The following is a 23900-nucleotide window of genomic DNA, read 5'->3' on the forward strand; positions in this document are numbered from 1 at the left end:
TGGCCGGAAGCGGTCAGTCCTCGCTGCCCGCTGCGCGGGGTGCAGCGCGTCGGGCCCGCACGGGCCTCAGACCAGGTCGTTCCGAACCGCCCAGACCACGGCCTCCACCGGGGTGCGCACCCCGAGGGCGCTGCACACGGACGCCGTCCGGCGCCGCACCGTCCGCGGCGAGGTCACCAGCTCCCGCGCGATCTGCTCCACCAGCAGACCCCGAGCGAGCAGGCTCAGCAGCAAAACGTCCTCGCCCGAGATCGGCCCGGCCCGACCCGGTACGGCTGCCTCAGGCACGACCGGTACGGCGCTCGGCGGCGTCCCAGGGGCCGGGGTCGCCGACGGGCTCGTACCGGACGACGTCCTGGGTCACCCGCAGCAGCGCCCGCATCTCGGCGAGACCGCCGGACACCGCGCCGCCGGCTCTGGCCTGGACCAGGACGTTGCCCAGTGCGGCTGCCTCCACCGGACCGGCCACCACCGGCAACCCGCAGGCGTCCGCCGTCAGCTGCATCAGCAGCGCGTTGCGGGCACCACCGCCCACCACGTGGACGACGTCCACGTCGCGGCCGGACAGCTCCACCGCAGCCCGGACGGTGCGCCGGTAGGCCAGCGCCAGGCTGTCCAGGATGCAGCGGACCGTCTCGGCCTGGGACTGCGGCGGCGTCTGGCCGGTCTCCCGGCACAGGTCCGCGATCCGGGACGGCACGTCGCCCGGCGGCAGGAAGCGGGGGTCGTCGCAGTCGACGACCGCGGTGAAAGCCGGCACCCGGGCTGCGGCGTGCAGCAGTTCACCCAGGTCCGCCGGCAGCCCGGCCGCCGCCCACGTGCGCAGTGACTCCGACAGCAGCCACAGGCCCATGACGTTGCGCAGGTAGCGGACCGTGCCGTCCACGCCCAACTCGTTGGTGAACCCGGCGGACCGGCTGGGCTCGGTGAGCACCGGGTCGGGCAGCTCGAGGCCGACCAGCGACCACGTCCCGCAGGAGACGTAGGCGAAGCGCTCGGACTCGGCCGGTACCCCCACCACGGCCGAGGCAGTGTCGTGGGACCCGACGGCGGTCAGCGGCACGGGACCCACCAACCCGGTCTCACCGAGCACCTGGTCGGTGAGCAGGCCGAGCCGGTCGCCCGGCGTGGTCAGCGGCGGGAGGAGGGTCCGGGGCAGGCCGAGCGAGTCGACGACGGTCCAGGACCACTGGCGACTGCGGGCGTCGAGCAGCCCCGTGGTGGAGGCGTTGGTCACCTCCGCGCCCACGGCCCCGGTGAGCCAGTGGCCCAGCAGGTCGGGGACCAGCAACGCCGTGCGGGCGGCCTCCAGCTGAGCACTGCCGCGGAGCGCGGCGAGTTGGAAGACCGTCGTGAAGGGCAGGTGCTGCAGTCCGTTGACCCGGTACAGCTCCGCCACACCGAGCGCAGCGTGCACGGCGGGCACCGCCGTCTCGTGGCGGGCGTCGCGGTAGTGCACCGGGTTGCCCAGCAGCACGCCGTCGGCATCCAGCAGGCCCACGTCGACCGCCCAGCTGTCGATGCCCACACCGTCGACCGGTCCGGTGCGCCCGGCGGCCCGGAGGCCGTCGAGCACCCCGGCGTACAGCGCCAGCACGTCCCAGTACAAGCGCTCGCCGACCGGGACGGGCCGGTTGGCGAAGCGGTTGACCTCGGTGAGCTCGAGCCGCCCGTCCCCGACCAACCCGGTCATCACCCGCCCGCTGGAGGCCCCCAGGTCGACGGCGGCCAGTCTGAGGAGGCTCACCCCAGCCGCACGTGCAGGAAGTCCAGCTCGCACAGCTGGGCCACCCGCTCGAGCTCGGCTGCGCGGTGGCCGACCCCCAGCGCCCAGTGGTGCCCGACGCCCGATGCACTCCACTCGTCGGTCCACTCGCCGGGGTCGACCCCGAAGTCGACGCGCGAGGTCGTGTTGCCGATGGCCAGCAACGGCCCGTCCACGACGGTCCCCTCGGCTGCGATCAGCCGGAACGAGCCGTCCCGCAGCTGCCCCAGCCCGCAGAGCGTCACCGGTCCGTGCTGCACGTCGAACTCGACAGAGACGCCGTAGCCGCGCTTGCCGTGGAAGACGCCCAGGCCGCGCAGCAGCGGGCGGCGGGCGCTGATCGCCAGGTGCGCCGGCCCGTCGTGGCCCATCTCGACCACGCCGGCCCGGAAGTCCAGCGCCTGCAGCTCGGTGAACGACCCACCGCCGCCGAGACGGTCCATGACCAGCATCGCGATGGAGGTGCGCAGCTCGTACTCCCCGACGAGGGGGATGCCGCGGGCGGTGAGGAGGGAGGCGCCCAGGATCATCCCGGCGGCGACCCGCTCGTGGGCCTCACCGTCCAGGCCACGGTGGTAGTAGGCCATCGAGTCCAACGCGAAGTCCTCGACGAGTCGGTCCAGGGCCACCGACACCTGCGCACCCCACCGCAGCTCGGGTTCGGCGACGGACTCGTCCAGGGTGAACACGTCCCGGGCCAGCTGCACGCGGGCGTCGACCTCGGCCTCGGTGACCTTCTCCACCCGCACCCGCAGGTCGTCGATCTCGAGCACCTCGACGTGCCCGCCGAGCTGGGTGGAGATGCTGGTCAGGTCGGTGGAGACGTCCAGCATGCCCGGGTAGAGGTGTCCCATCAGCCCGTGCCTGCCGTGGCGCAGCATCCCGCGGACCCCGGCGGCCTTCACCCAGTGGGCGATACGCCCCCAGGCCCGCTCGTCTTCCACGTAGCCCGACACGGAGCGGAACGGGATGCCGGCGCGACGGAAGGAGTTGGCCATCTCCGGCAGCGGGCAGGCCCCGCAGTAGGCGAGCCACTCCCCGGTGCCGAAGGTCGCGTGGTCCATGACCTCGGTGGGCTGCAGGTTCAGCAGCAGCACCGGCGCGCCCGCCCGCTGGGCGACCGGGACCAGCATCGACGCCGTCATGTAGGTGGTCAGGAACCCCACGATCAGGTCGCAGCCGGCGGCCCGCAGCCGCTCGGCGGCCACGGCCGCCTCCTGGGCATCGGACACGAAGCCGACGTCGACCACCTCGCAGTCCAGGTCCTGCATGCGCTCGGACACCCGGCGCGCACTCGCCTGCAGCTGAGGGAGCAGCTGCGGGAACTGCGGCCAGTAGGCGCCGAGCCCGCCGGCCACCAGGCCGACCTTGACGGGGCGGGTGCGCACCCGGGCGAGGCCGGCGTGCACCTGGTCGAGAGGGCTGCTCATCGTGGGGGCTCCAGGGGGTTCGGGACGGTCAGCGGAGGAAGGCGGCGGCGACGCCGGAGTCGACCGGGACGTGCAGGCCGGTGGTCCGGGTCAGCTCGCCCCCGGTCAGGGCGAAGACGGCGTCGGCGACGTGCTCCGGGAGCACCTCGCGCTTGAGCAGGGTGCGCTGGGCGTAGTAGGCGCCCAGCTCCTCCTCGGGGACGCCGTAGACGGCGGCTCGCTTGGCGCCCCAGCCGCCGGCGAAGATGCCCGATCCGCGGACGACGCCGTCGGGGTTGATGCCGTTGACCCGGATGCCGTGCTCGCCGAGCTCGGCAGCCAGCAGCCGGACCTGGTGGGCCTGGTCGGCCTTGACCGCGGAGTAGGCGATGTTGTTCGGCCCGGCGAAGACGGAGTTCTTGGAGGAGATGTAGACGACGTCCCCACCCAGGCCCTGCTCGATCATGACCCGGGCGGCCTCGCGGGAGACCAGGAAGCTGCCCTTGGCCATCACGTCGTGCTGCAGGTCCCAGTCCCGCTCGGTGGTCTCCAGCAGCGGCTTGGAGATCGAGAGCCCGGCGTTGTTGACCACCAGGTCGACCCCGCCGAAAGCCAGGGCCGCGGCAGCGAACGCGGCGGCCACGGCCTCACCGTCGGACACGTCCGCGGCCACCCCGACGGCGACGTCGGTCGAGCCGATCCCGGCTGCGGCCTCCTGGGCCTTGGCCAGGTCGAGGTCGGCGACGACGACGCAGGCGCCCTCGGCGGCGAGCCGCTCCGCGATGGCCTTGCCGATGCCCGACGCGGCACCGGTGACCAGGGCGACCCGGGAGGCCAGCGGCTTGGGCTCGGGCATCCGGGCGAGCTTGGCCTCCTCGAGGGACCAGTACTCGATCCGGAACTTCTCGACCTCGTCGATGGGGGCGTAGGTCGAGACGGACTCGGCGCCCCGCATCACGTTGATCGCGTTGACGTAGAACTCCCCGGCCACGCGGGCGGTCTGCTTGTTCGCACCGAAGCTGAACATGCCGACCCCGGGCACCAGCACGACTGCCGGGTCGGCTCCGCGCATGGCCGGGCTGTCGGCCGAGGCGTTGCGCTCGTAGTAGGCGGCGTAGTCGGCGCGGTAGGCCTCGTGCAGCTCCCGCAGCCTGGTGGTGACCTGCTCCAACGGCGCGGTCGGCGGCAGGTCGAGCACCATCGGGGCGACCTTGGTGCGCAGGAAGTGGTCGGGGCAGCTCGTGCCCAGCGAGGCCAGCCGGGGGTGCTCGGCCGAGGCCAGGAAGTCCAGGACGACATCGCTGTCGGTCAGGTGGCCGACCTGCGGCTTGTCGGTGGAGGCCAGCCCGCGCAGCAGCGGGAACACAGCGGCGGCCCGGGCACGGCGCTCGGGCTCGGGCAGCGGCTCGAACTCCGGCAGCCGGGCTCCGAACGGCTCGGGTCGGCCGTGCTCGGCGAGGAACTCCTCGGCGGTGCGGATGATCTCCAGGCTGTTGGCCTGGCACTGCGCGGAGGTGTCGGCCCAGGCGGTGATCCCGTGCCCACCCAGGACCGCGCCGATGGCCTGCGGGTTGGCCTCCGCCAGCGCGGCGATGTCCAGCCCCAGCTGGAAGCCCGGCCGGCGCCACGGCACCCAGACCACGCGATCGCCGAAGCACCGACGGGTCAGCTCCTCACCGTCCGCGGCGGTGGCCAGCGCGATGCCGGAGTCGGGGTGCAGGTGGTCCACGTGCGCGGCCCGCACCAGCCCGTGCATGGCGGTGTCGATGGACGGCGCCGCCCCGCCCCGGCCGTGCAGGCAGTAGTCGAACGCGGCGACCATCTCGTCCTCGCGGTCGACACCGGGGTAGACGTCGACCAGTGCCCGGAGCCGGTCCAGCCGCAGGACGGCCAGTCCGGGCTCGGTCAGGGTGCCCAGGTCACCGCCGGAGCCCTTCACCCAGAGCAGCTCGACCGGCTGGCCGGTGACCGGGTCGGTCTCGCTGCCGGCTGCGGAGGTGTTGCCACCGGCGTAGTTGGTGTTGCGGGGGTCGGCCCCCAGCGCGTTGGAGCGCTGGAGCAGCTCGCTGACCACGGGGTTCGTCACGTCGTCGTCCTCAGGTCGGTGGGGTGTGCGGGGCGGTGCCGGACGGCGCTCACGCGCCCCAGGAGGCCTGGGTGCCGCCGACGCGGTCGGCGGCGAGACGGTCCTGGTGGCCAGAGGCTGCGTAGGCGGCGTTGGGGTCGGGGTGCAGGCCGGCGGACTCGCGCAGCTCGGCGAGCAGCGGACGTACGTCGGTGGCGAAGGCGTCGGTGAGCGCGGCGTGCGCCCCGAGGACGTCACCGGCCTGCTGGGCGGCGTGCAGCGCATCCCGGTCGACCAACAGCGCCTTGGCGGTGGCCTCCTGCACGTTGGTCACCGAACGGATCTGGCCCGGGATCTTGGGCTCGATGTTGTGGCACTGGTCCAACATGAAGTTGACGCCGGACTCCGGGCGCAGCGCGTCGGCCTCGACGATCTCGTTCATGATCCGGAACAGCTGGAAGGGGTCAGCCGCTCCGACGATCAGGTCGTCGTCGCCGTAGTTGCGGCTGTTGAAGTCGAAGGCGCCCAGCCGGCCCACCCGCAGCAGCTGCATGACGATGAACTCGATGTTCGTGCTGGGCGCGTGGTGGCCGGTGTCCAGCACGACCTGGGCCTGGTCCCCCAGGGCCAGGCAGTGCACCAGCGAGGTCCCCCAGTCGGGGATGTCCATCGCGTAGAAGTACGGCTCGTAGATCTTGTACTCCACGAGCAGCCGGTGCTCGGGGTCCAGCAGCGCGTAGATCTGCTGCAGGGAGTCGGCGAGGCGGTCCTGGCGCGCGCGCAGGTCGTCCTGGCCGGCGTAATTGGTGCCGTCGGGCAACCAGAGCTTGAGGTCGGTGGAGCCGGTGGCCCGCATGACCTCGACGCACTCGGCGTGGTGGGCGATCGCCCGGTCCCGGACCGCCTTGTCGGCATGGGTCAGCGAGCCCAGGCGGTACTCGTCGTCCTGGAAGAGGTTGGAGTTGATCGCGCCGATCGTGACGCCCTCATCGGCGGCGTGGGCACCCAGCTTCGCGTAGTCCTCGACCCGGTCCCACGGGATGTGCAGCGAGACGCGCGGCGCGGCGCCGGTCAACCGGTGGACGACGGCGGCGTCGGAGATCTTCTCCCACGGGTCGCGGGCGACCCCGGGGGCACCGAAGACCTTGAACCGGGTGCCGGAGTTGCCGAACGCCCACGACGGCAGCTCGATGGTCTGGGCGCGCAGCGCCTCGAGGGCTGCAGTGCGGAGGTCGCTCATCGGTGGTCCTGCTCTCGTACGTGGGATGGGGTGTCAGTGGGTGTGAGCTGGTCCTCCAGGTGGAAGACCTCGGTCAGCAGCAGCAGCCCCTCGTCGGGGCGCCGGCCGGCCAGACCGGTGAAGAAGGGGGCCATCTCCGCCTGCCACCGGGCGTTGACCTCGGTGGCCTCCATGGCGGCCTGCGCGGCATCGAGGTCGTGCGCCTCGACGTAACCGACCAGCAGGCCGTCGGGCCGGGCGAAGAGGGAGTAGTTGTGCCACCCGGACTCGGCCAGGGCGGTCGTCATCTCCGGCCAGACGCTGGCGTGCCGGCGGGTGTACTCCTCCAGCATCTCCGGACGGACCTGGAGGAGGAAGCAGTAGCGGGGCACCGGAGGTCTCCTCGGGCAGTCGGGGCGGGGAGCGGGTGCTGCCCGGGGGTGTACGGGTCGTCGTGGTGACGGCCCGCACACCCCCGGGGCGCGCGACTCAGAAGTCGAAGTCGGCGATGTTGCTGGCGTCGAACACGGTCGGCGGGCCGAGCACGATCGAGGGGCCGGTCTCACCGGTGGGGGCCAGGACGGTGTACTCGCCCAGCCGGCCGGCCTCGAAGGTCGCGCCCTCGTCCAGGTTCGTGGTGCCCGAGGCGAGCGCAGCCGCGGCGTAGCCGGCCAGGTAGCCCAGGTCGTTCGGGTTCCACAGCTCGAAGCCCTGGACGGTGCCGTTGTCGACGTACTCGCGCATCTGCGAGGGCAGGCCCAGACCGGTCAGGGTGACCCGCGAGGCGACATCGGGGTTGTTCGACAGGTACTGGGCGGCCGTCGAGATGCCCACGGTGGTCGGCGAGATGATGCCCTGCAGGTCCGGGTAGGCCGAGAGCAGGCCCTGCAGGACGGTGAGCGAGGTGGCCGGGTCGTCGTTGCCGTAGACGGTGTCGACCAGCTCGAGGCCGGGGTAGTTCTCGGCGATGTAGGGCTCCATGGCCGCGATCCAGGAGTTCTGGTTCGTGGCCGAGGCGGCCGCCGACAGGATGGCGATCTGGCCGGTGTCGGTGCCCATGTAGTCCACCAGCAGGTCGACCTGGGAGGTGCCGATCTCGGTGGTCTCCGCCTGGTTGATGAACAGGTGGTCGAAGGCGTCGCAGGCGATGTCGGAGTCGAACGCGAGGACGGCGATGCCCGCAGCGTCAGCCTGCTGCAGGGTCGGGCAGAGCGCCTGCGGGTCGTTGGCTGCGATCACGATCGCGTCGGCCTGGGCCTGGATCGCGGCCTGGATCGAGGGGATCTGGGCCGCGGCGGTCGCCTCCGTGCCGCTGCTCACCGTCACCGTGCCACCGAGCTCCTCCAAGGCGGTCTCGCCACCGTCGAGGGCCAGGAGGGTGTAGGGGTTCTGGGTGTCCTTCGGGATGAAGTAGACGCTCAGGCCCTCCTCGACGGCGGTGGCCGTGGCCTCGCCACCGGCGGAGGCGCTGCCTCCGCCGTCGTCGCTGGAGCCGCAGGCGGCGAGGGTCAGGCCCACGACAGCCGTGCTGACGACGGCGGTCATCCGCCGTCGGTGGGATCGGATCTGCGTCATTGCTGGATTCCTTCCGGGTGGTGCTGGGGAGGGCTCGGCGGCGGGGGACCCGCCGGACGAGGGCCTGACCGGGCCAGGGTCGGTCCGGCGCGCGATGCGGACCGGTTCCGGAGTCGAGGTGGTGCGAGGGGGAGATCGGCGAGACGGACCCGTGGGGCGCTCAGGTCCGGGTGGGTGGGGTACGCACCCGGTCACGCAGCCGTCGCCAGACGGCCGGGGTGTTGGGGACCAGGACGCTGATCAGCAGCAAGAACCCGGTGACGATGTTCTGCACCTCGGCCTGGACCTGCTGCTGGGTGAGTGCCTGCTGCAGGACTGCCACGATCGCCACCGAGAGCACCACGCCCAGGACCGTGCCGCGCCCACCGAAGATGGACACGCCACCGAACAGGACCACGGCGACCACGGTCAGCTCGAGCCCGAACCCGGCGCTGTAGCTCGCCGAGGAGTTCTTCAGCGCGAACAGGACACCGGCCAGCGAGCACAGCAGACCCGACAGGACGAAGAGACCGAACCGCACCCTGGTCACCCGGATGCCGGCGAACTCGGCGGCCTCGGGCTGCAGGCCGATCGCGTAGAGCGACCGCCCCGACGGCGTGGCGTGCACGAAGGCCGCGGTCGCGACGGCCAGGACGGTGAAGACCGCCAGGGAGTAGGGCACCTGGGTGCCGGGGATCGGGAGCACCCCCAGTGTCGCCACCTCCGACGGGAAGGGCGTGGTGGTCGGGTTGGGCAGGATGATCTGGGCGATGCCCCGGAAGAGGGTCAGCGACCCGATCGTCACGGCGATCGACGGCAGCCCGAGGTAGGCGACGAGGTAGCCGTTCAGCGCCCCGCCCACGAGGCCGGTCAGCAGCGCGGCTGCCACCGCGACACCGAAGGGCGTGCCCGCTTGCCACAGGACGCCCATGACCGCCCCGGACAGGGCCAGCATCGCCGCGACGGACAGGTCGATCTCACCGATCAGCACGATCATCAGCAGCGGCAAGGCCATGATCGCGATCTCGCCGATGTTGAGCCCGGCGAAGAAGAACGTGGTGCCGGTGAAGAAGTTCTCCGAGCCGGTGGACCCCACCACGAGGGTGAGCAGCAGGAGCACCACCAGGGCGCTCTCCCAGCGGATGCCGGCCTTCCACCAGGCCTTCGAGGTGGTGTCCACGCCGGTGTAGCTGGGTGTCGGCTCCTGGGCCCGGGCGGGCTCGGGGCGGACAACGGTCTCAGACATCGCGGTGGGCTCCTTCCTGGGAGCGCAGTCGCCGAGCGATGCGCAGGGACAGCGAGCGGTCGAAGGCGATGGCGCCCAGCAGCAGCGCCCCGGCGATGGCGTCGGTCCAGAAGCCGGAGACCCGGCTGGCGACGAGCGCCTGGTCGATGGTGTTCAGCAGGAGGGCCGCCAGGGCCGCGCCCACGACCGTGCCGCTGCCCCCGAAGATCGCGACGCCACCGACGACCACCGCAGCGACCACGAGGAACTCGTAACCGCGCCCGGCCGTCACGTCCACCTGTGCGTAGAGGGCGACGAAGAGGGCCCCGGTGAGTCCGGCGAGCGCGCCGCTCACCAGGAACGCGGTGAACACCCGCTTCTCCGACGGGATGCCCGCCAGCTCGGCCGCGGCGGGGTTGGACCCGATGGCGTAGAGGTCACGCGCCGAGCGGAAGGAACGCATGACGTAGGCGGCGATCACCACGACGGCCAGCACCAGGAGGAAGAGGACCGGGATCCCGAGGACCGTCTCGTAGCCGATCCGCTGGAACTCCCGCGGGATGGACTGCGGGTTGATGATGACGCCGTCGACGAGCAACCCGTCCAGGCCGCGGATGAGGTAGAGCCCGGCCAGGGTGACCACGAGGCTGGGCACCCGGAAGACGGTGACGACCATCCCGGTGATCGCACCGAAGACGGCGCCGAGCCCGATGCCGATGAGGAAGCCGAGGAACACCGGCATGTCCGGGTTGTCCCGGAAGCTCATGCCCACCACGTAGGCGGTGATGCCGACGACCGAACCCACCGAGAGGTCGACGTTGCGGGTGACGATGACCATCGTCTGACCGACGGCCAGCAGGGCGATCAGCGAGGCACCCAGGAGCAGCTGTTGGACGCTGTTGGCACTGGCGAAGGCCTCGTTCTTGGCGGTCGCGGCCACGAAGACGACCACGATGAGGACGGCGATGCCCGTCTCCCTGGCCCGCAGCACCCCGCCCACGCGCTGCTTCAGCGGGGTGCGGGACGACGCAGCCGACCTGGGCGCCGAGGTGGAGGTGGTCATGCAGCAGCTCCAGAGGTCAAGCCCGACGCCGCGCGCATGATCGAGTCCTCGGTGGCCTCGGCCCGGGACAGCTCCGCGGTGATCCGGCCCTCGTGCAGGACCAACACCCGGTCGGCCATGCCCAGGACCTCGGGGAGCTCGGAGGAGATCATCAGGACGGCCATGCCGTCGGCGACGAGAGAGTCGATGATGCGGTGGACTTCGGCCTTGGTGCCGACGTCGATGCCGCGGGTGGGTTCGTCGATGATCAGCAGTTGCGGGTCACGGCTGAGCCACTTGCCCAGCACCACCTTCTGCTGGTTCCCGCCGGACAGCGTGGACGCGGCGTTGCCGAGGCGACCGAACTTCAGCTGCAGCCTGCGGGCCCACTCGACAGCCAACGAGCGCTCGCTGGAGCGTCGCAGCAGACCGCCCGTGGCCAGCCGGTCCAGAGAGGCCAGGGCCATGTTCTGGTCGATGGGCATGTCCATGACCAGACCCTGCTGACGGCGGTCCTCGGGGACCAGGGCGACGCCCGCTGCCATCGCCGCGCGCGGTCGGTGACCGGGCAGCTCCCGACCGAGCACGGTGACCCGCCCCCGCGAGCGCGGGTCGATGCCGAAGACCGCTCGGGCGACTTCGCTGCGACCGGCCCCCACCAGACCGGCCAGGGCCACGATCTCGCCGCGCCTGACCTGGAAGGAGATGTCGGAGAAGACGCCGTCCTCGCCGATCCCGTCGACGTCGAGCACGACCTCACCCGGGGCGGTCTCGCTCTTGGGGAACAGGGCGTCCAGGTCCCGGCCCACCATCGACCGGATGATCTCGTCGACCGAGACCTCCTCGATCGGGGCGGTCCGCACGAACCGACCGTCCCGCATGATCGTGACCCGCTGGCAGCTGGCGTAGACCTCTTCCAGGCGGTGGCTGATGAACATGACCGCCGCCCCGTCGGCGCGCAGTGTCTCCATGACGCTGAACAGGCGCTGGACCTCGACCCCGGTCAGGGCTGCGGTGGGCTCGTCCATCACCAGCACGCGGGCGTTGAGCGAGAGGGCCTTCGCGATCTCGACGATCTGCTGGTCGGCCACCGACAGACCGCGAGCCGGACGGGCGGGGTCCAGCACGACCCCCAGCCGGGCGAACACCTCACGGGCGGCGGCGTTCATGGCCCTGCGGTCGATCCGGCGACCGGCGACCGTGGGTTGCCGGCCCATGTAGATGTTCTCGGCGACCGTGAGGTCCGGGAAGAGGGTCGGCTCCTGGTAGATGATCGACACGCCGGCGTCGCGGGCGTCGGAGGCGCCGTTGAAGACCAACGGCACCCCGCCCACACGCAGCTCACCGGCATCGGCCCGGTGCACCCCGGCCAGGATCTTCACCAAGGTGGACTTGCCGGCGCCGTTCTCGCCCAGGAGGGCGTGGGCCTCGCCGGGGAACAACTCGATCGACCCGTCGACGAGTGCCCGGACCGGGCCGAAGCTCTTCTCGGCGCGCTCCAGGACGAGCAGTGGATCGGCCGTCGCTCGTGGCTCCACGTGTCGCCTCCTCCAGCGGTTGTGAAACGGTTCATCCGTTCTGTGGCGCAGACCATAAGAGTGGCGTGGATCGCGTGTCAAGCACCACGTTGAGCTCGTTTAAGCACCGACTAGCCACGACCTGCCGGGCGGTTGACACGTTTCATCCCCATGGCACCATGGCCGTGGTCCACGTCACCGCCCGTCCGGCGACCGGCCCCCCGCCCCGTGTCGACCGAGGAGCCACCGTGACCGCCAGCATCCGTGACGTCGCCCGCCGGGCCGGGGTCTCGCTGGGCACGGTCAGCAACGTGCTCAACCGGCCCGACCAGGTCGGCGCCGCCAGCCGCGAACGGGTGCTCGCGGCGATCGCCGAGCTCGGGTTCGTGCGCAACGAGTCCGCCCGTCAGTTGCGCGCGGGCACCAGCCGGACGATCGGCCTGGTGGTGCTGGACATCGCCAACCCGTTCTTCACCGACGTCGCCCGCGGGGTCGAGGACGTGGCGAACGAGGCCGGCCTGGCGGTCATCCTGTGCAACTCCGACGACCTCCCCGCCAAGGAGGGCGCCTACCTGGACCTGCTGGCCGAGCAGCGGGTGCAGGGCGTGCTCATCACCCCGACCGCCGAGCTGTCCCCACACCTGGCCGCCCTGCGGCGACGGGGGGTGCCGGTGGTGCTGCTGGACCGGCGGGCGCCGGGCCCGGGCCAGTGCGCGGTCACCGTCGACGACGTCCTCGGCGGACGCCTTGCAGCCGACCACCTGCTCGAGCGCGGGCACCGGCGGATCGCCTTCGTCGGCGGCTCGTCGGGTCTGCCGCAGGTCGAGGAGCGGCACGCCGGCGTGGTCGCCGCCGTCCGCGAGGAACTCGGCGGGGAGGACGCGCTGACCGTCTTCTCCCCGGAGAAGCTCACCGTGGCCGCCGGCCGCGAGGCCGCCGCGGAGATCATCGGCATGCCGGCCGCGCGGCGACCCACCGCGGTCGTCTGCGCCAACGACCTGCTGGCACTGGGCATGCTGCAGGAGATGGTCCGGCACGGAGTCCGGGTCCCCGAGGAGTTCGCCATCGTCGGCTACGACGACATCGACTTCGCCGCGGCTGCCGCCGTCCCGCTGACCTCGGTGCGCAAGCCGCGCCAGGAGCTGGGCCGCCGGGCCGCCCTGCTGTTGCTCGACGAGGCCACGCGCGGCCCCGACCACGTGCACGAGCAGCTGGTGTTCGAGCCGGTGCTGGTCGTCCGGGAGTCCTCGATGGTGCGTCGCACGGGGCGCTCGAGCGCTGGTGGCACCACCACCCCCGACACCCGTCGTACTGTGGTCGGACCACACACCACCACCCCGGCCGGCGAGAGCCCGGTCACCGAGGAGAGCGCGTGAAGGTCGCCGTCTTCGCCACCTGCCTGGTCGACACCCTGACCCCGCAGGTCGGCATCGCCACCGTGCGGCTGCTCCAGCGGCTGGGGCACGAGGTCGTCGTCCCGCCGGGCCAGAGCTGCTGCGGGCAGATGCACGTCAACACCGGGTACCGCCGGGACGCCGTCTCCATCGTGGCCAACCACGTGCGGGCCTTCGCGGGCAGCGACGTGATCGTGTCGCCGTCCGGGTCGTGCGTGGCCTCGATCCACCACCAGCAGGCCCAGGTCGCCCGCCGGGCCGGGGACACCGCGCTGGCCGAGGCCGCGCAGGAACTGGCCGGCCGCACGTACGAGCTGTCCCAGTTCCTGGTCGACGTCCTGGGGGTCACCGACGTGGGCGCCAGCTACCCGCACCGGGTCACCTACCACCCGACCTGCCACTCGCTGCGGCTGCTGCGGGTCGGTGACCGGCCGCTGCAGCTGCTGCGCGCCGTCCGCGGCCTCGACCTGGTCGAGCTGCCCGGTGCCGAGCAGTGCTGCGGCTTCGGCGGCACCTTCGCGGTCAAGAACGCCGAGACGTCGACGGCGATGCTCACGGACAAGATGGCCGCGGTGCTCTCCACGCACGCCGAGGTGTGCACCGCCGGGGACGCGTCCTGCCTGCTGCACATCGGCGGCGGCCTGACCCGGCTGACCTCGGGCACCCGCACGGTCCACCTGGCCGAGATCCTGGCCTCGACCGACGGCGCCCGCACCGCCACGCAGGTCACCCAGCCGGCGGTGCTCGCGTGACCGCCGTCCACCTGGGCATGCCCACCCTGCCCACGGCCCCCCGGGGCGTGGGCCACCTGCGCGGCACCCGCTCGTTCCCCGACGAGGCCCGCGACTCCCTGCGCAACGGCCAGCTGCGCGCCAACCTGGGCCACGCCACGACGACGATCCGCGGCAAGCGGGCCGGCGTCGTGGCCGAGCTGCCCGACTGGGAGCAGCTGCGGCAGGCCGGGGCCGCGCTCAAGCGCGCCACCATGGCCCGCCTGGACGACCACCTCGAGGAGCTGGAGCGCCAGGTCACCGCCCGCGGCGGCACCGTGCACTGGGCCCGGGACGCGAACGAGGCCAACGAGATCGTCGTGCGGCTGGCCCGGGAGGCCGGCGCCCGCGAGGTGGTCAAGGTCAAGTCGATGGCCACCCAGGAGATCGGCCTGAACGAGGCCCTGGAGGCCGCCGGGATCGACGCCTTCGAGACCGACCTGGCCGAGCTGATCGTCCAGCTGGGGGAGGACAAGCCCAGCCACATCCTGGTGCCGGCGATCCACAAGAACCGGTCCGAGGTGCGCGAGATCTTCGCCCGCACCATGCCCGACGTCGACCCCGACCTGACCGACGACCCGCGCCAGCTGGCGATGGCCGCCCGCGCGCACCTGCGCGAGCGGTTCCTGCGGGCGACGTTCGCGGTCAGCGGGGCCAACTTCGCCGTCGCCGAGACCGGCACCCTGTCGGTCGTCGAGAGCGAGGGCAACGGCCGGATGTGCCTGACCCTGCCCGACACCCTGGTGACCGTCATGGGCATCGAGAAGCTGGTGCCCACCTGGCGCGACCTCGAGGTGTTCCTGCAGCTGCTGCCCCGCTCGAGCACCGGTGAGCGGATGAACCCCTACACCTCGACCTGGGCCGGGGTCACCCCCGGCGACGGCCCGCAGGACTTCCACCTGGTCCTGCTGGACAACGGCCGGACCGCGGTGCTGGCCGACGAGGTGGGCCGCGAGGCGCTCAACTGCATCCGCTGCTCGGCCTGCCTGAACGTCTGCCCGGTCTACGAGCGCGCCGGTGGGCACGCCTACGGCTCGGTCTACCCGGGCCCGATCGGGGCGATCCTGTCCCCGCAGCTCACCGGGGTCGAGGACAACGCCTCGCTGCCGTACGCCTCCTCGCTGTGCGGGGCCTGCTACGACGTCTGCCCGGTGGCCATCGACATCCCCTCGATCCTGGTGCACCTGCGCGCCGAGCACGTCGAGGCCCAGACCCACCCGACCGCGGAGTCCACCGCGTTCGCCGCGCTGGCCCGGGTGATGTCCCGGCCGCGGCTGTGGCGCGCCGCCCAGCGCGCCGCCGGCCTGGGCCGCTTCCTGTCCCGCGGGAAGCCGGTGCTGCCCCGGCTGCCCGGCCCGGCCGCCGGCTGGACCCGGTCCCGGGACCTGCCGACCCCCCCGGCCGAGACCTTCCAGCAGTGGTGGGCCAAGGAGAACGGCGGTGGCCGCTCGTGAGCGCCCGCGACGACGTGCTGTCCCGCATCCGCAGCGCCCTGGGTCCGGACCGGTCCGTCCCACCCGAGGCGGTCCGGGACTACCGGCTCACCGACGACCGCCCCCTCGACGTGCTGCTCGACGTGCTCGTCGACCGGGTCGAGGACTACCGCGCCACGGTGGCCCGCTGCGGCCAGGACCAGGTGCGGACGACGGTGCAGCGCCTGCTCACCGAGACCCTCGGCGAGCACGACCCGGCCGACGTCGTCGTCGCCCCCGGGCTGCCGGCCCCCTGGCGGCCCGAGGGCAGCACCGAGGACGACGACCGGCCCGCCGTCGAGCTGGCCGCCCGCGCCGCCGCCGTCACCGGGGTGGCCGTGGCGATCGCCGAGACCGGGACGCTGGTGCTGGACGGCTCCCCGACGTCGGGACGGCGCGCGCTGTCCCTGCTGCCGGACTGCCTGGTCTGCGTGGTCACCGCCGACCAGGTGGTCGGCAACGTGCCCGAGGCACTGGCCCGGCTGGACCCGCTGCGGCCGCTGACCATGGTCAGCGGGCCCTCCGCGACCAGCGACATCGAGCTGGAACGGGTCGAGGGTGTCCACGGCCCGCGCACCCTGCTCGTGGTGCTCGTGGCACCGGCGACAGACTGAGCAGCGTGGAGACCGACTGGGCAGGGACGCACACCTTCGAAGCACCCGTGCAGCGGCCGGGGTCGGTCGCCGAGCTGCAGGAGCTGGTCGCCGGCGCCCCGGCCGTACGGGCGCTGGGGACCCGGCACACGTTCAACGGCCTGGCCGACGGACCCGGCGTGCTGGTCGACCTGACCGCGCTGCCCGACGAGGTCGCCGTGCACGACGACGGCACGGTCACCGTCAGCGCCGGCACCACCTACGGCGCTCTGGGCCGCGAGCTGCACCGGCAGGGCCGGGGGCTGCACAACACCGGGTCGCTGCCGCACATCTCCGTCGGGGGAGCGGTGTCCACGGGCACGCACGGGTCCGGCGACGGGGCCGGCTGCCTGGCCACCGCGGTCCGCGGTCTGGACGTCGTCGCGGCCGACGGCACCCTGAGCCGGGTGGCGGGGGAGGACCTGGAGGCCCGCGCGGTGGCCCTGGGCGCGGGCGGCGTCGTCGTCCGGGTGGTGCTGCAGACCGAGCCGACCTACCTGGTGCGGCAGGACGTGTACCGCGGGCTGTCGCTGACCGCGCTGGTCGAGGACCCGGCCGCGGTGACCGGCGCGGGCACCAGCGTCAGCGTCTTCACCCGCTGGGACGGCGTCGGCGACGTGTGGGTGAAGACCCGGCTGGCCGGCAGCGACCCCGGCACCGTGCCCGGCACCGTGCTGGACGCCGTCCTGGACCCGGAGAGCCGGGACCGGATCACCGACGAGATCGTGGGCAACGTGACCGCCCAGGGAGGGCAGCCCGGCCCGTGGCACGAGCGGCTGCCGCACTTCCGGCACGACGCGACGCCCAGCAACGGCGACGAGGTGCAGAGCGAGTTCTTCGTGGACCGGGCCGACGCCGGGGCCGCGATCGCCGCGGTGGCGGCGGTGGGGGAGCAGCTGCGGCCGCACCTGGTGGTCAGCGAGCTGCGCACGATCGCCGCGGACCGGCTGTGGCTGTCCCCCGCGTACGGGCGGGACTCCCTCGCGCTGCACTTCACCTGGCGCAAGACGCCCGAGGTGGGCAGCGTCGCCGTCCCGCTGGTGGAGCAGGTGCTCGCCCCCTTCGGCGCCCGACCGCACTGGGGCAAGGCCCACGGCGTGCGCGACCTGTCCGGGCTGGTCCCGCGGCTGGCCGACGCACGGGCGCTGCTGGACGGTCTGGACCCCTCCGGCGTCTTCTCCTCGACGCGACTCACCCGCCTGGGGGTCCGGGGGTCGCGGTACTCGTCATGACGACTGGTATTGTGAGCGTTAACACTCTTCTGATCTTGGAGCACCATTCTCATGCCGAGCATCGACGGCTCCGCCGTCCGCAAGCTGGTCATCGCCTGTGACGCGGGGATGGCCAGCAGCGTGCTGATGAGCACCCAGCTCCGCAAGCACCTGGCCCCCCGGGTGCTGGTCACCCACAGCCCGGTCGACGCCCTCCCGGCCGACGCCGACGTCGTGCTCACCCACGACAAGCTGGCCGCCCGCGCCCGGCTGGCCGCCGGCGACCGGCCGGTCGTCGCCTACGACAAGCTCATCGGCGACCCCGCCGTCGCCGACCTGGTCCGCGCCATCCGCGAGGGCGAGCTCATCCAGGCCTGAGCCGTGGCCCAGGTGCAGGCCGAGACCGTCGTCGCCGTCCCCCCGGACGTCGCGTTCGCGGTCTCCCAGACGACCGGGGGCACCCGCTACCGCTGGGACCCGTTCGTCCGCGAGCAGCACTTCCTGGACGGTGCGACGCTGCCGGCGAAGGGCGTCCGCACCGCGACGGTGTCCCGGCACCGGCTGCGGATGGTCAGCCGGTACGTCAGCTGGGCACCGGGCTCGCACGTGGGCATGACGATGACCGAGGGCCCGTGGTTCTTCGAGGTCTTCGCCGGCAGCTGGCGGTTCACCCCCACCGGGGACGGCGGCACCCGGGCCGTGTGGCGCTACGTCTTCCGCTGCCGGCCCCGGTGGGCGGCCGGTCCGATGGAGGCCGTCGGCCAGCTGGTGCTGGGCCGGGACGTCCGCCGCCGGATCGCGGGCTTCGCCCGCGGCTGCGCCGACCCGGTCGTGCTCGCCGCCGTCCGCGGCTGACCGGGTCTCAGCCGCGGGTGGGCGGCTCGCCGGCGTCCAGCGCGGCCTGGGCGGCCGCCGGGTCGTAGGCGCAGGCGTTGCTGACCTCGTCGACCGGGCCCGCGTCGGTGGCCGGCGCCGGTGCGGCCGACGTCGTCGGCGCCGCGCTCGAGCTCGGCGCGGGTGCCGGGGCGGGCGCCGGCGCGGCGCCCAGCGCCTGCTGGACGAGCAGGCGCATCGCGTCGTAGTCCGGGTAGGCCGGGGTGATGACGGTGTCGTCGAAGACCACGCTGCGGATGCCGGCGTCCTTCACCAGGAACGCCAGGTCGACGAACTCCCCGAGCACCGCCTGCGGGACGTCGGTGCTGACGATGTCCGACGTGGTCGCGGCCAGCTGCTGGTACCGGGTCAGCAGGGTGACCGGGTCGGCCGCCGCCACGATCGCGTCCAGCACGCAGCGCTGGCGGTCCATCCGCTGGTAGTCCGAGAGGCCGAAGCGCCCGCGGGCGAAGTCCAGCGCCCGGGGCCCGTCCATCTCCTGGCCGGGGCCGGGGGCGATGTAGGCGTCGGGCAGCACGCCCAGCGAGGGCTCGCCGCCGATCGGCACGTAGTAGTTGACGTTGACCGTGATGCCCCCCAGCGCGTCGACCAGCTGGCTGAAGCCGTCCAGGTTGACCAGCACGTAGTAGTCGATCGTCAGCCCCAGGGCCGCCCCGACCCCGAGCTTGAGCCAGTCGGCGCCCGGGTCGGCGCTGGGCACGCCCAGGGCGTCGGGGTAGAGCGCCGGGCCGTTGCGGTAGACCGCGTTGAGCAGGCTCTCGCTCTCGCTGCCGGCGTCGAACCCGTCGGGGAACAGCTCGGCCAGCGGACTGCCCTCGGGGAAGGGCAGGTCCTCCAGGTTGCGCGGCAGGCTGAACAGCGTCGTCGCACCGGTGGCGGTCTCGATGCTGGCCACGATCACGCTGTCGGTGCGGACGCCCTCCCGGCCGTCGCCGCCGTCACCGCCCAGCAGCAGCACGTTGACCCGCTCCTTGTCCCCGAAGGGGTCCACCGGGTCCGCGGGCGGGACGACCGTCGCGCTCTCCCGGTCGGCGAAGACGGTGTCCACCAGCTCGCGCTGCGCGGTGGCAAGCTGCACCACCGTCACGGCCGGGACGACGACGGCCGCCGACAGCGCCAGCACCAGCACCGCGCCCAGGCCCTTCTGCAGCCGGCTGGTCCGCCGGGGCACCAACAGGCCGTAGCCCGCCCCGACGACCGCGACCCACCCCAGCGCGAGCACACCCACGCCCACGGCGGCGCCCAGCAGCAGGTCCGGGTCGACCGCGGCCCGGACGGCCGTGCGCCGGCCGGCCGTCGCCAGCCAGAGCAGCCCGGCCAGCAGGACGACGAACACGGCCAGGACGACGGCGCCGACCCGCTTGCGCCCGGCGGCCAGCAGTGCGGTCCCCGGCACCAGGGCGCCCAGGGCGGTGAGGCCGGCGGCCCGGCCGAAGGTGGAGGCGCGGCGGGTGCGCTGCCCGGTGCGGTGTGAGGCGACTCCGTCGTCGTCGTGGTCGCTGGACCCGTCGGCGTCGGGGTCGTCGGTGTCGGGGTCGTCGGTGTCGGGGTCGTCGTCCCGGTCGACCGGCGCCTCGGGCCGGGACCCGGCGGGCTCGACGACACTGGGCACCCGGGCGGTCTCGTCGTCGGCACCGGGGACGTCGGCGCGGCCGCGCTCGCCGCCCCCGCCGGGGGCGCCGTGGGGAGGCTCGGCCGGCTCCGGGTCGTGCGCGGGCAGGCCGGCGGCGGCCCGGGCGCGGGCGGCGGCCTCGGGGTCCAGGGCGCGGCCGCGACGGCCGGCGCGGCCCCCGGTGTCGGGACCGCCGACCGGCGGTGGGGGGCCGGCAGCCGGGGACGGCGGGACGGGCGGCAGCCTGTTCGGGAGGGCGCCGGGGTCGATCCGCGCGGTGCGGTCGTCGGGCACGTCGGGGCGCTCGCTCACGCCCGCACCGCCTCGATCAGCCCGTCGTCCACCCCGCCATGGTCCCACCGGCGGGCCCGCCGAGGGGACCGGCCGGTGCCGGGCGACCCGGACGGGTGGGGTGTCCCCGCGGTCAGTCGCGGACCGTCGCCAGGCCCTCGCTCCGTGCAGCCGACACGGCGGTCGAGCGCAGGGCCTCGACGTCCAACTCGAAGTGCACGGTCTGCAGCTCGGCGCCCGGGACCCGCTCGTCGAGCACCTCGCGGACCGGCAGCGAGCGCCAGAACGCCTCCGCCCCGGCGACCGCGGTGTCGGTGTGCAGGTACACGGTGCGGTGCCCGCCCTCGTCGACGGCCCAGCGCGCGGCGGTCTCGACCAGGGCCCGGGCGGCGCCGCGGCGACGGTGCTCGGCGAGCACCCACACCCGGGCCAGCTGGGCCACCGAGCGGCCCCGGTAGTGGTCGACGAGCACCTGCGGGCTGCGCGGGCCGCCGACCTTGACCGCCGTCGTCCCCAACAGGGTGCCGTCGGCGTCCTCGGCGAGGAACAGCGCCTGACCGGGCGTCTGCAGGTAGGCCGCCGCCGGGTCGGCCAGGTCGGCGTGCCACTCCGGGCGGAAGCCGTAGCCCAGGTCCTCGGCCAGCACCCGCAGCATGAGCGTGCGGGCGGCCTCGACGTCGGTGGTGCCCGCGTGGCGGACCCGGACCCTGGTGGCGGTGCTTGTTGCGAACATCAGGCAACAGGGTGGCACAGGCGTGGGAACGCCCGCCACGGGGAACCACCCGGGAGCCGCGGCCGCGTAGGTTCACCGGTAGCCGCAAGTCCTCCCGGAGGTGCACCGTGCCCGAGACACCCGCCACGACCGCCCTGCTCACCGAGCTCGAGCCCGTCGTCGAGGAGAACCTCAACCGGCACGAGAAGATGGCCCAGGAGTGGCACCCGCACGACTACGTGCCGTGGTCCCAGGGCCGGGACTTCGCCTTCCTCGGCGGCGAGGACTGGGCACCCGAGCAGTCCAAGCTCGACGAGACGGCCAAGGCCGCGATGATCACCAACCTGCTCACCGAGGACAACCTCCCCAGCTACCACCGGGAGATCGCCACCCGGTTCAGCCGGGACGGCGCCTGGGGCACCTGGGTCGGCCGCTGGACCGCCGAGGAGAACCGGCACGGCATCGCCATCCGCGACTACCTCGTCGTCACCCGCGGCGTCGACCCGGTCGAGCTCGAGCGGGCCCGGATGGACTACATGACCTCGGGCTACGACTCCGGGGACAAGACCCCGCTGGAGGCCGTGGCCTACGTGTCCTTCCAGGAGCTGGCCACCCGGGTGAGCCACCGCAACACCGGCAAGGCCACCGGCGACCCGATCGCCGACCAGATGCTCGCCCGGATCGCCAAGGACGAGAACCTGCACATGGTCTTCTACCGGAACATCGTCGGGGCGGCCCTGGACATCTCCCCGGACGAGACGATGCGGGCCATCGCCGACGAGGTCATCAACTTCGAGATGCCCGGCGCCACCATGGCCGGGTTCCGGAAGAACTCCACGATCATCGCCAAGGCCGGGATCTACGACCTGCGCCTGCACCACGACGACGTCGTCGCACCGATCCTGCGGCACTGGAAGGTCTTCGAGCGCTCCGGCTTCGGCCCCGAGGGCGAGAAGGCCCGCGAGGAGCTGGCCCAGTTCATGGTCGGCCTGGACGCCCAGGCCACCAAGTTCGTGGAGTCCCGGGACCGGATGCGGGCCCGCCTGCAGGCCCGCGCCGACGCCCAGATCGCCCCGCTCGCCCAGGCCTGACCCCGCCCGCCCCGGCAGCGCCCGCCCCGCGCCGCCCCGGCATGGGATCCCCCGCATACCGCTGAGCAGCTCCGCCGTATGCGAGGGATCCCATGCCCAGGAGGGCCCGTACCGTCGACGTCGTGCGCCTGGCGACCTGGAACGTGAACTCGATCCGCACCCGCGTCGACCGGGTGGTGGGCTTCCTCGAGCGCAGTGACGTCGACGTCCTGGCGCTGCAGGAGACCAAGTGCCGGGACGCCCAGTTCCCCACCGAGCGGTTCACCGCGTTGGGCTACGAGGTCGCGCACGTGGGCCTGGACCAGTGGAACGGCGTGGCCCTGCTGTCCCGGGTCGGCCTGGAGGACGTGCAGGTCGGGTTCGAGGGCGTGCCGACCTGGTCGTCGAAGGAGGGCGTCGAGCCGGTGCGCGAGGCCCGGGCGATCGGCGCCACCTGCGGCGGGGTGCGGGTGCTCTCGCTCTACGTGCCCAACGGCCGGCAGCTCGGCGACCCGCACCTGGCCTACAAGCTGGAGTGGCTGGAGGCGTTGCGCGCGGACGCCGCCGGCTGGCTGGCCGCCGACCCGCAGGCCCAGGTCGCCCTGGTCGGTGACTGGAACATCGCCCCGCAGGACGACGACGTGTGGGACATCGGCGTCTTCGCCCACTCCACGCACGTCAGCCCGCCCGAGCGCGCGGCGTTCGCCGCCGTCGTGGACGCCGGGTACGCCGACGTCGTCCGGCCGTACACGCCGGGGGAGTTCACCTACTGGGACTACACGCAGCTGCGGTTCCCGCGCCGCGAGGGCATGCGCATCGACTTCGTGCTCGCCTCGCCGGCGCTGGCCGCCCGGGTGACCGGTGCCGAGATCGACCGCCAGGAGCGCAAGGGCAAGGGCGCCAGCGACCACGCCCCGGTCGTCGTCGAGCTCGCCGGGTGAGCGTCACCGCCGCGTTCGAGCTGGCCCGCACCGCGCACACCGGGCAGGTCGACAAGGTCGGGGAGCCCTACGTCGGGCACCCGTTGCGGGTCGCGCTGTCGGTGGTGGGCGACGAACTGCGCCAGGTCGGCGCGCTGCACGACGTCGTCGAGGACACCACGCTGACCCTGGCCGACCTCAGCGCCCGCGGGTTCTCCGACGCCGTGGTCGCCGGGGTCGACGCGATGACCAAGCGGCCGGGGGAGACCCTGCGGGCCTCGATGGCCCGGGTGTCGGCCGACCCGCTGGCCCGGGTGGTCAAGCTGGCCGACGTCGCCGACAACGCGAGCCCGGTCCGGCTGGCCCGACTCCCCACCGAGGAGCAGCGCAAGGAGCTCGCGCTGAAGTACACGGCCACCTGCACGCTGCTGGGCGCCGACGTCATGGCGGTCATCGGCACGGTCCCCGCCGAGCCGGCCGTCGCCCTGTCCCGCGAGCTGCCCGAGCGGTTGCTGGGGACCGGGTTCCGGGTCGTCGACCACCTGCGCGGGGAGTGGGTGCGCGTGGTCGGCGACGACGCCGTGCTGGCCGTCGTCGGCACCACGGAGGACGCCCGGCTGTTCGTCGACGACACCCCCACCCCGTGGACGTCGCTGGCGGGGGCGTTCCGCGGCCTGTGGGCGGCCGTCCGGCCCGACGAGCCGCTCCCCGAGCACCTGCGGGGCTGACCGCCTCAGGCCGGCGGGACCACCCTCAGGTGGTGCGGTGGGAGGACGGGCGGCGGCGCGGTCCGGCGGGACGCGACCCGGGACAGCGCCCGTCGCCACGCGGGTGTCCGGGCGTGCGCCTCCAGCCGGGCCAGCCGCGCCTCCAGCTCCTCGACCCGCCCGGCCGGGCGGACCGACGGCGGCGGTGCCTGCGCCAGCTGGCCCAGCTGCTCGGACAGCGCCCCGACCAGCTGGGCGGCCTCCTGCGGCGCGAGCTGGACCGTGCCCACGCAGACGCCGGCCCGCCAGACGCTGAGGTTGATCGCGCCGAGCTCGGGGTGCCGGGTGACCCGGACCCCGCGGCCCTCGCCGCGCCGGTCCAGCACCCACACGCCCAGCCGTCCGAGGAGGGGGGGCGG

Annotated in this window: 23 protein-coding genes; 10 read left to right on the plus strand and 13 right to left on the minus strand. The window is 73.4% G+C overall.

The features are described from left to right. Positions 1–66: 66 nt before the first annotated feature. The 10 genes from ASG41_RS25085 to ASG41_RS13895 form a co-directional block, all read right to left on the minus strand. Positions 67–288, minus strand: coding sequence for a LuxR C-terminal-related transcriptional regulator (locus ASG41_RS25085; protein ID WP_082556926.1), 222 nt, complete (start codon positions 286–288; stop codon positions 67–69). Continuing rightward, the gene (locus tag ASG41_RS13855; protein ID WP_235564793.1) at positions 281–1747 is read right to left on the minus strand and encodes a rhamnulokinase family protein; all 1467 of its coding nucleotides are present in this window, start codon (positions 1745–1747) and stop codon (positions 281–283) included. The genes ASG41_RS25085 and ASG41_RS13855 overlap by 8 nt, the downstream gene beginning before the upstream one ends. Continuing rightward, the gene (locus ASG41_RS13860) at positions 1744–3195 is read right to left on the minus strand and encodes an L-fucose/L-arabinose isomerase family protein (protein WP_056295742.1); all 1452 of its coding nucleotides are present in this window, start codon (positions 3193–3195) and stop codon (positions 1744–1746) included. Before ASG41_RS13860 ends, ASG41_RS13855 begins: the two co-directional genes overlap by 4 nt. A 28-nt stretch (positions 3196–3223) precedes the next feature. After that, positions 3224–5260, minus strand: a complete 2037-nt coding sequence (locus ASG41_RS13865; RefSeq protein WP_056295745.1) for a bifunctional rhamnulose-1-phosphate aldolase/short-chain dehydrogenase — start codon at positions 5258–5260, stop codon at positions 3224–3226. A 49-nt stretch (positions 5261–5309) separates the two neighbouring features. Further along, the gene (gene rhaI, locus ASG41_RS13870; protein WP_056295747.1) at positions 5310–6479 is read right to left on the minus strand and encodes an L-rhamnose isomerase; all 1170 of its coding nucleotides are present in this window, start codon (positions 6477–6479) and stop codon (positions 5310–5312) included. Continuing rightward, a complete protein-coding gene (locus ASG41_RS13875; RefSeq protein WP_056295750.1) occupies positions 6476–6850 on the minus strand; it encodes an L-rhamnose mutarotase in 375 nt (124 codons plus the stop codon). The genes rhaI and ASG41_RS13875 overlap by 4 nt, the downstream gene beginning before the upstream one ends. 97 nt (positions 6851–6947) lie before the next feature. Next, on the minus strand, positions 6948–8003 hold the full coding sequence (locus tag ASG41_RS13880) for a substrate-binding domain-containing protein (protein WP_200938908.1): 1056 nt from the start codon (positions 8001–8003) through the stop codon (positions 6948–6950). A gap of 190 nt (positions 8004–8193) precedes the next feature. Then, positions 8194–9258 (minus strand): ABC transporter permease, encoded by a 1065-nt coding sequence (locus ASG41_RS13885; RefSeq protein ID WP_082556927.1) that lies wholly within the window; start codon positions 9256–9258, stop codon positions 8194–8196. Beyond that, positions 9251–10300, minus strand: a complete 1050-nt coding sequence (locus tag ASG41_RS13890; RefSeq protein WP_056295760.1) for an ABC transporter permease — start codon at positions 10298–10300, stop codon at positions 9251–9253. The genes ASG41_RS13885 and ASG41_RS13890 overlap by 8 nt, the downstream gene beginning before the upstream one ends. Continuing rightward, positions 10297–11817 (minus strand): sugar ABC transporter ATP-binding protein, encoded by a 1521-nt coding sequence (locus ASG41_RS13895; RefSeq protein WP_056295763.1) that lies wholly within the window; start codon positions 11815–11817, stop codon positions 10297–10299. Before ASG41_RS13895 ends, ASG41_RS13890 begins: the two co-directional genes overlap by 4 nt. A gap of 227 nt (positions 11818–12044) precedes the next feature. On the opposite strand from ASG41_RS13895, the gene ASG41_RS13900 reads away from it, so the two are divergent. Genes ASG41_RS13900 through ASG41_RS13930 form a run of 7 tightly spaced genes read left to right on the plus strand, consistent with a single transcriptional unit; the run spans position 12045 to position 18130 of the window. Next, positions 12045–13172 (plus strand): LacI family DNA-binding transcriptional regulator, encoded by a 1128-nt coding sequence (locus tag ASG41_RS13900; RefSeq protein WP_235564794.1) that lies wholly within the window; start codon positions 12045–12047, stop codon positions 13170–13172. Continuing rightward, the gene (locus ASG41_RS13905; protein ID WP_056295765.1) at positions 13169–13942 is read left to right on the plus strand and encodes a (Fe-S)-binding protein; all 774 of its coding nucleotides are present in this window, start codon (positions 13169–13171) and stop codon (positions 13940–13942) included. Before ASG41_RS13900 ends, ASG41_RS13905 begins: the two co-directional genes overlap by 4 nt. Continuing rightward, positions 13939–15414 (plus strand): LutB/LldF family L-lactate oxidation iron-sulfur protein, encoded by a 1476-nt coding sequence (locus ASG41_RS13910; protein ID WP_235564795.1) that lies wholly within the window; start codon positions 13939–13941, stop codon positions 15412–15414. Before ASG41_RS13905 ends, ASG41_RS13910 begins: the two co-directional genes overlap by 4 nt. Continuing rightward, positions 15411–16046 (plus strand): LUD domain-containing protein, encoded by a 636-nt coding sequence (locus ASG41_RS13915; RefSeq protein WP_056295768.1) that lies wholly within the window; start codon positions 15411–15413, stop codon positions 16044–16046. Before ASG41_RS13910 ends, ASG41_RS13915 begins: the two co-directional genes overlap by 4 nt. 5 nt (positions 16047–16051) lie before the next feature. Beyond that, positions 16052–17296, plus strand: coding sequence for an FAD-binding protein (locus ASG41_RS13920; protein ID WP_200938910.1), 1245 nt, complete (start codon positions 16052–16054; stop codon positions 17294–17296). Between the two features lie 51 nt (positions 17297–17347). Beyond that, the gene (locus tag ASG41_RS13925) at positions 17348–17653 is read left to right on the plus strand and encodes a PTS lactose transporter subunit IIB (RefSeq protein WP_056295771.1); all 306 of its coding nucleotides are present in this window, start codon (positions 17348–17350) and stop codon (positions 17651–17653) included. A gap of 3 nt (positions 17654–17656) precedes the next feature. Beyond that, positions 17657–18130 (plus strand): SRPBCC family protein, encoded by a 474-nt coding sequence (locus ASG41_RS13930; RefSeq protein ID WP_056295774.1) that lies wholly within the window; start codon positions 17657–17659, stop codon positions 18128–18130. A gap of 7 nt (positions 18131–18137) precedes the next feature. On the opposite strand, the gene ASG41_RS13935 is transcribed toward ASG41_RS13930, so the two are convergent. Together ASG41_RS13935 and ASG41_RS13940 are read right to left on the minus strand one after the other, a co-directional pair. Continuing rightward, positions 18138–20093: an LCP family protein gene (locus ASG41_RS13935; protein ID WP_255352988.1), complete on the minus strand. Its 1956-nt coding sequence runs from the start codon at positions 20091–20093 to the stop codon at positions 18138–18140. A gap of 112 nt (positions 20094–20205) precedes the next feature. Further along, the gene (locus tag ASG41_RS13940) at positions 20206–20805 is read right to left on the minus strand and encodes a GNAT family N-acetyltransferase (RefSeq protein ID WP_056295777.1); all 600 of its coding nucleotides are present in this window, start codon (positions 20803–20805) and stop codon (positions 20206–20208) included. Positions 20806–20912: 107 nt separating this feature from the next. Between ASG41_RS13940 and ASG41_RS13945 the strand changes: the two genes are divergently transcribed. From ASG41_RS13945 to ASG41_RS24290, 3 genes are all read left to right on the plus strand, one after another. After that, the gene (locus tag ASG41_RS13945) at positions 20913–21875 is read left to right on the plus strand and encodes an acyl-ACP desaturase (protein WP_056295782.1); all 963 of its coding nucleotides are present in this window, start codon (positions 20913–20915) and stop codon (positions 21873–21875) included. A 122-nt stretch (positions 21876–21997) separates the two neighbouring features. Further along, positions 21998–22795 carry an exodeoxyribonuclease III gene (locus ASG41_RS13950; RefSeq protein WP_056295785.1) on the plus strand — a complete coding sequence of 266 codons (798 nt, stop codon included), beginning with the start codon at positions 21998–22000 and terminating at the stop codon, positions 22793–22795. Continuing rightward, positions 22792–23502, plus strand: coding sequence for an HD domain-containing protein (locus ASG41_RS24290; RefSeq protein WP_082556928.1), 711 nt, complete (start codon positions 22792–22794; stop codon positions 23500–23502). Before ASG41_RS13950 ends, ASG41_RS24290 begins: the two co-directional genes overlap by 4 nt. A 5-nt stretch (positions 23503–23507) precedes the next feature. Here the strand turns inward: ASG41_RS24290 and ASG41_RS13960 are convergent, their stop codons facing one another. Beyond that, complete coding sequence (locus ASG41_RS13960; RefSeq protein WP_056295788.1) at positions 23508–23873, minus strand: hypothetical protein; 366 nt, start codon at positions 23871–23873, stop codon at positions 23508–23510. Positions 23874–23900 lie beyond the last annotated feature (27 nt).

Source organism: Modestobacter sp. Leaf380, from assembly GCF_001424485.1.
Classification (GTDB): Bacteria; Actinomycetota; Actinomycetes; order Mycobacteriales; family Geodermatophilaceae; genus Klenkia.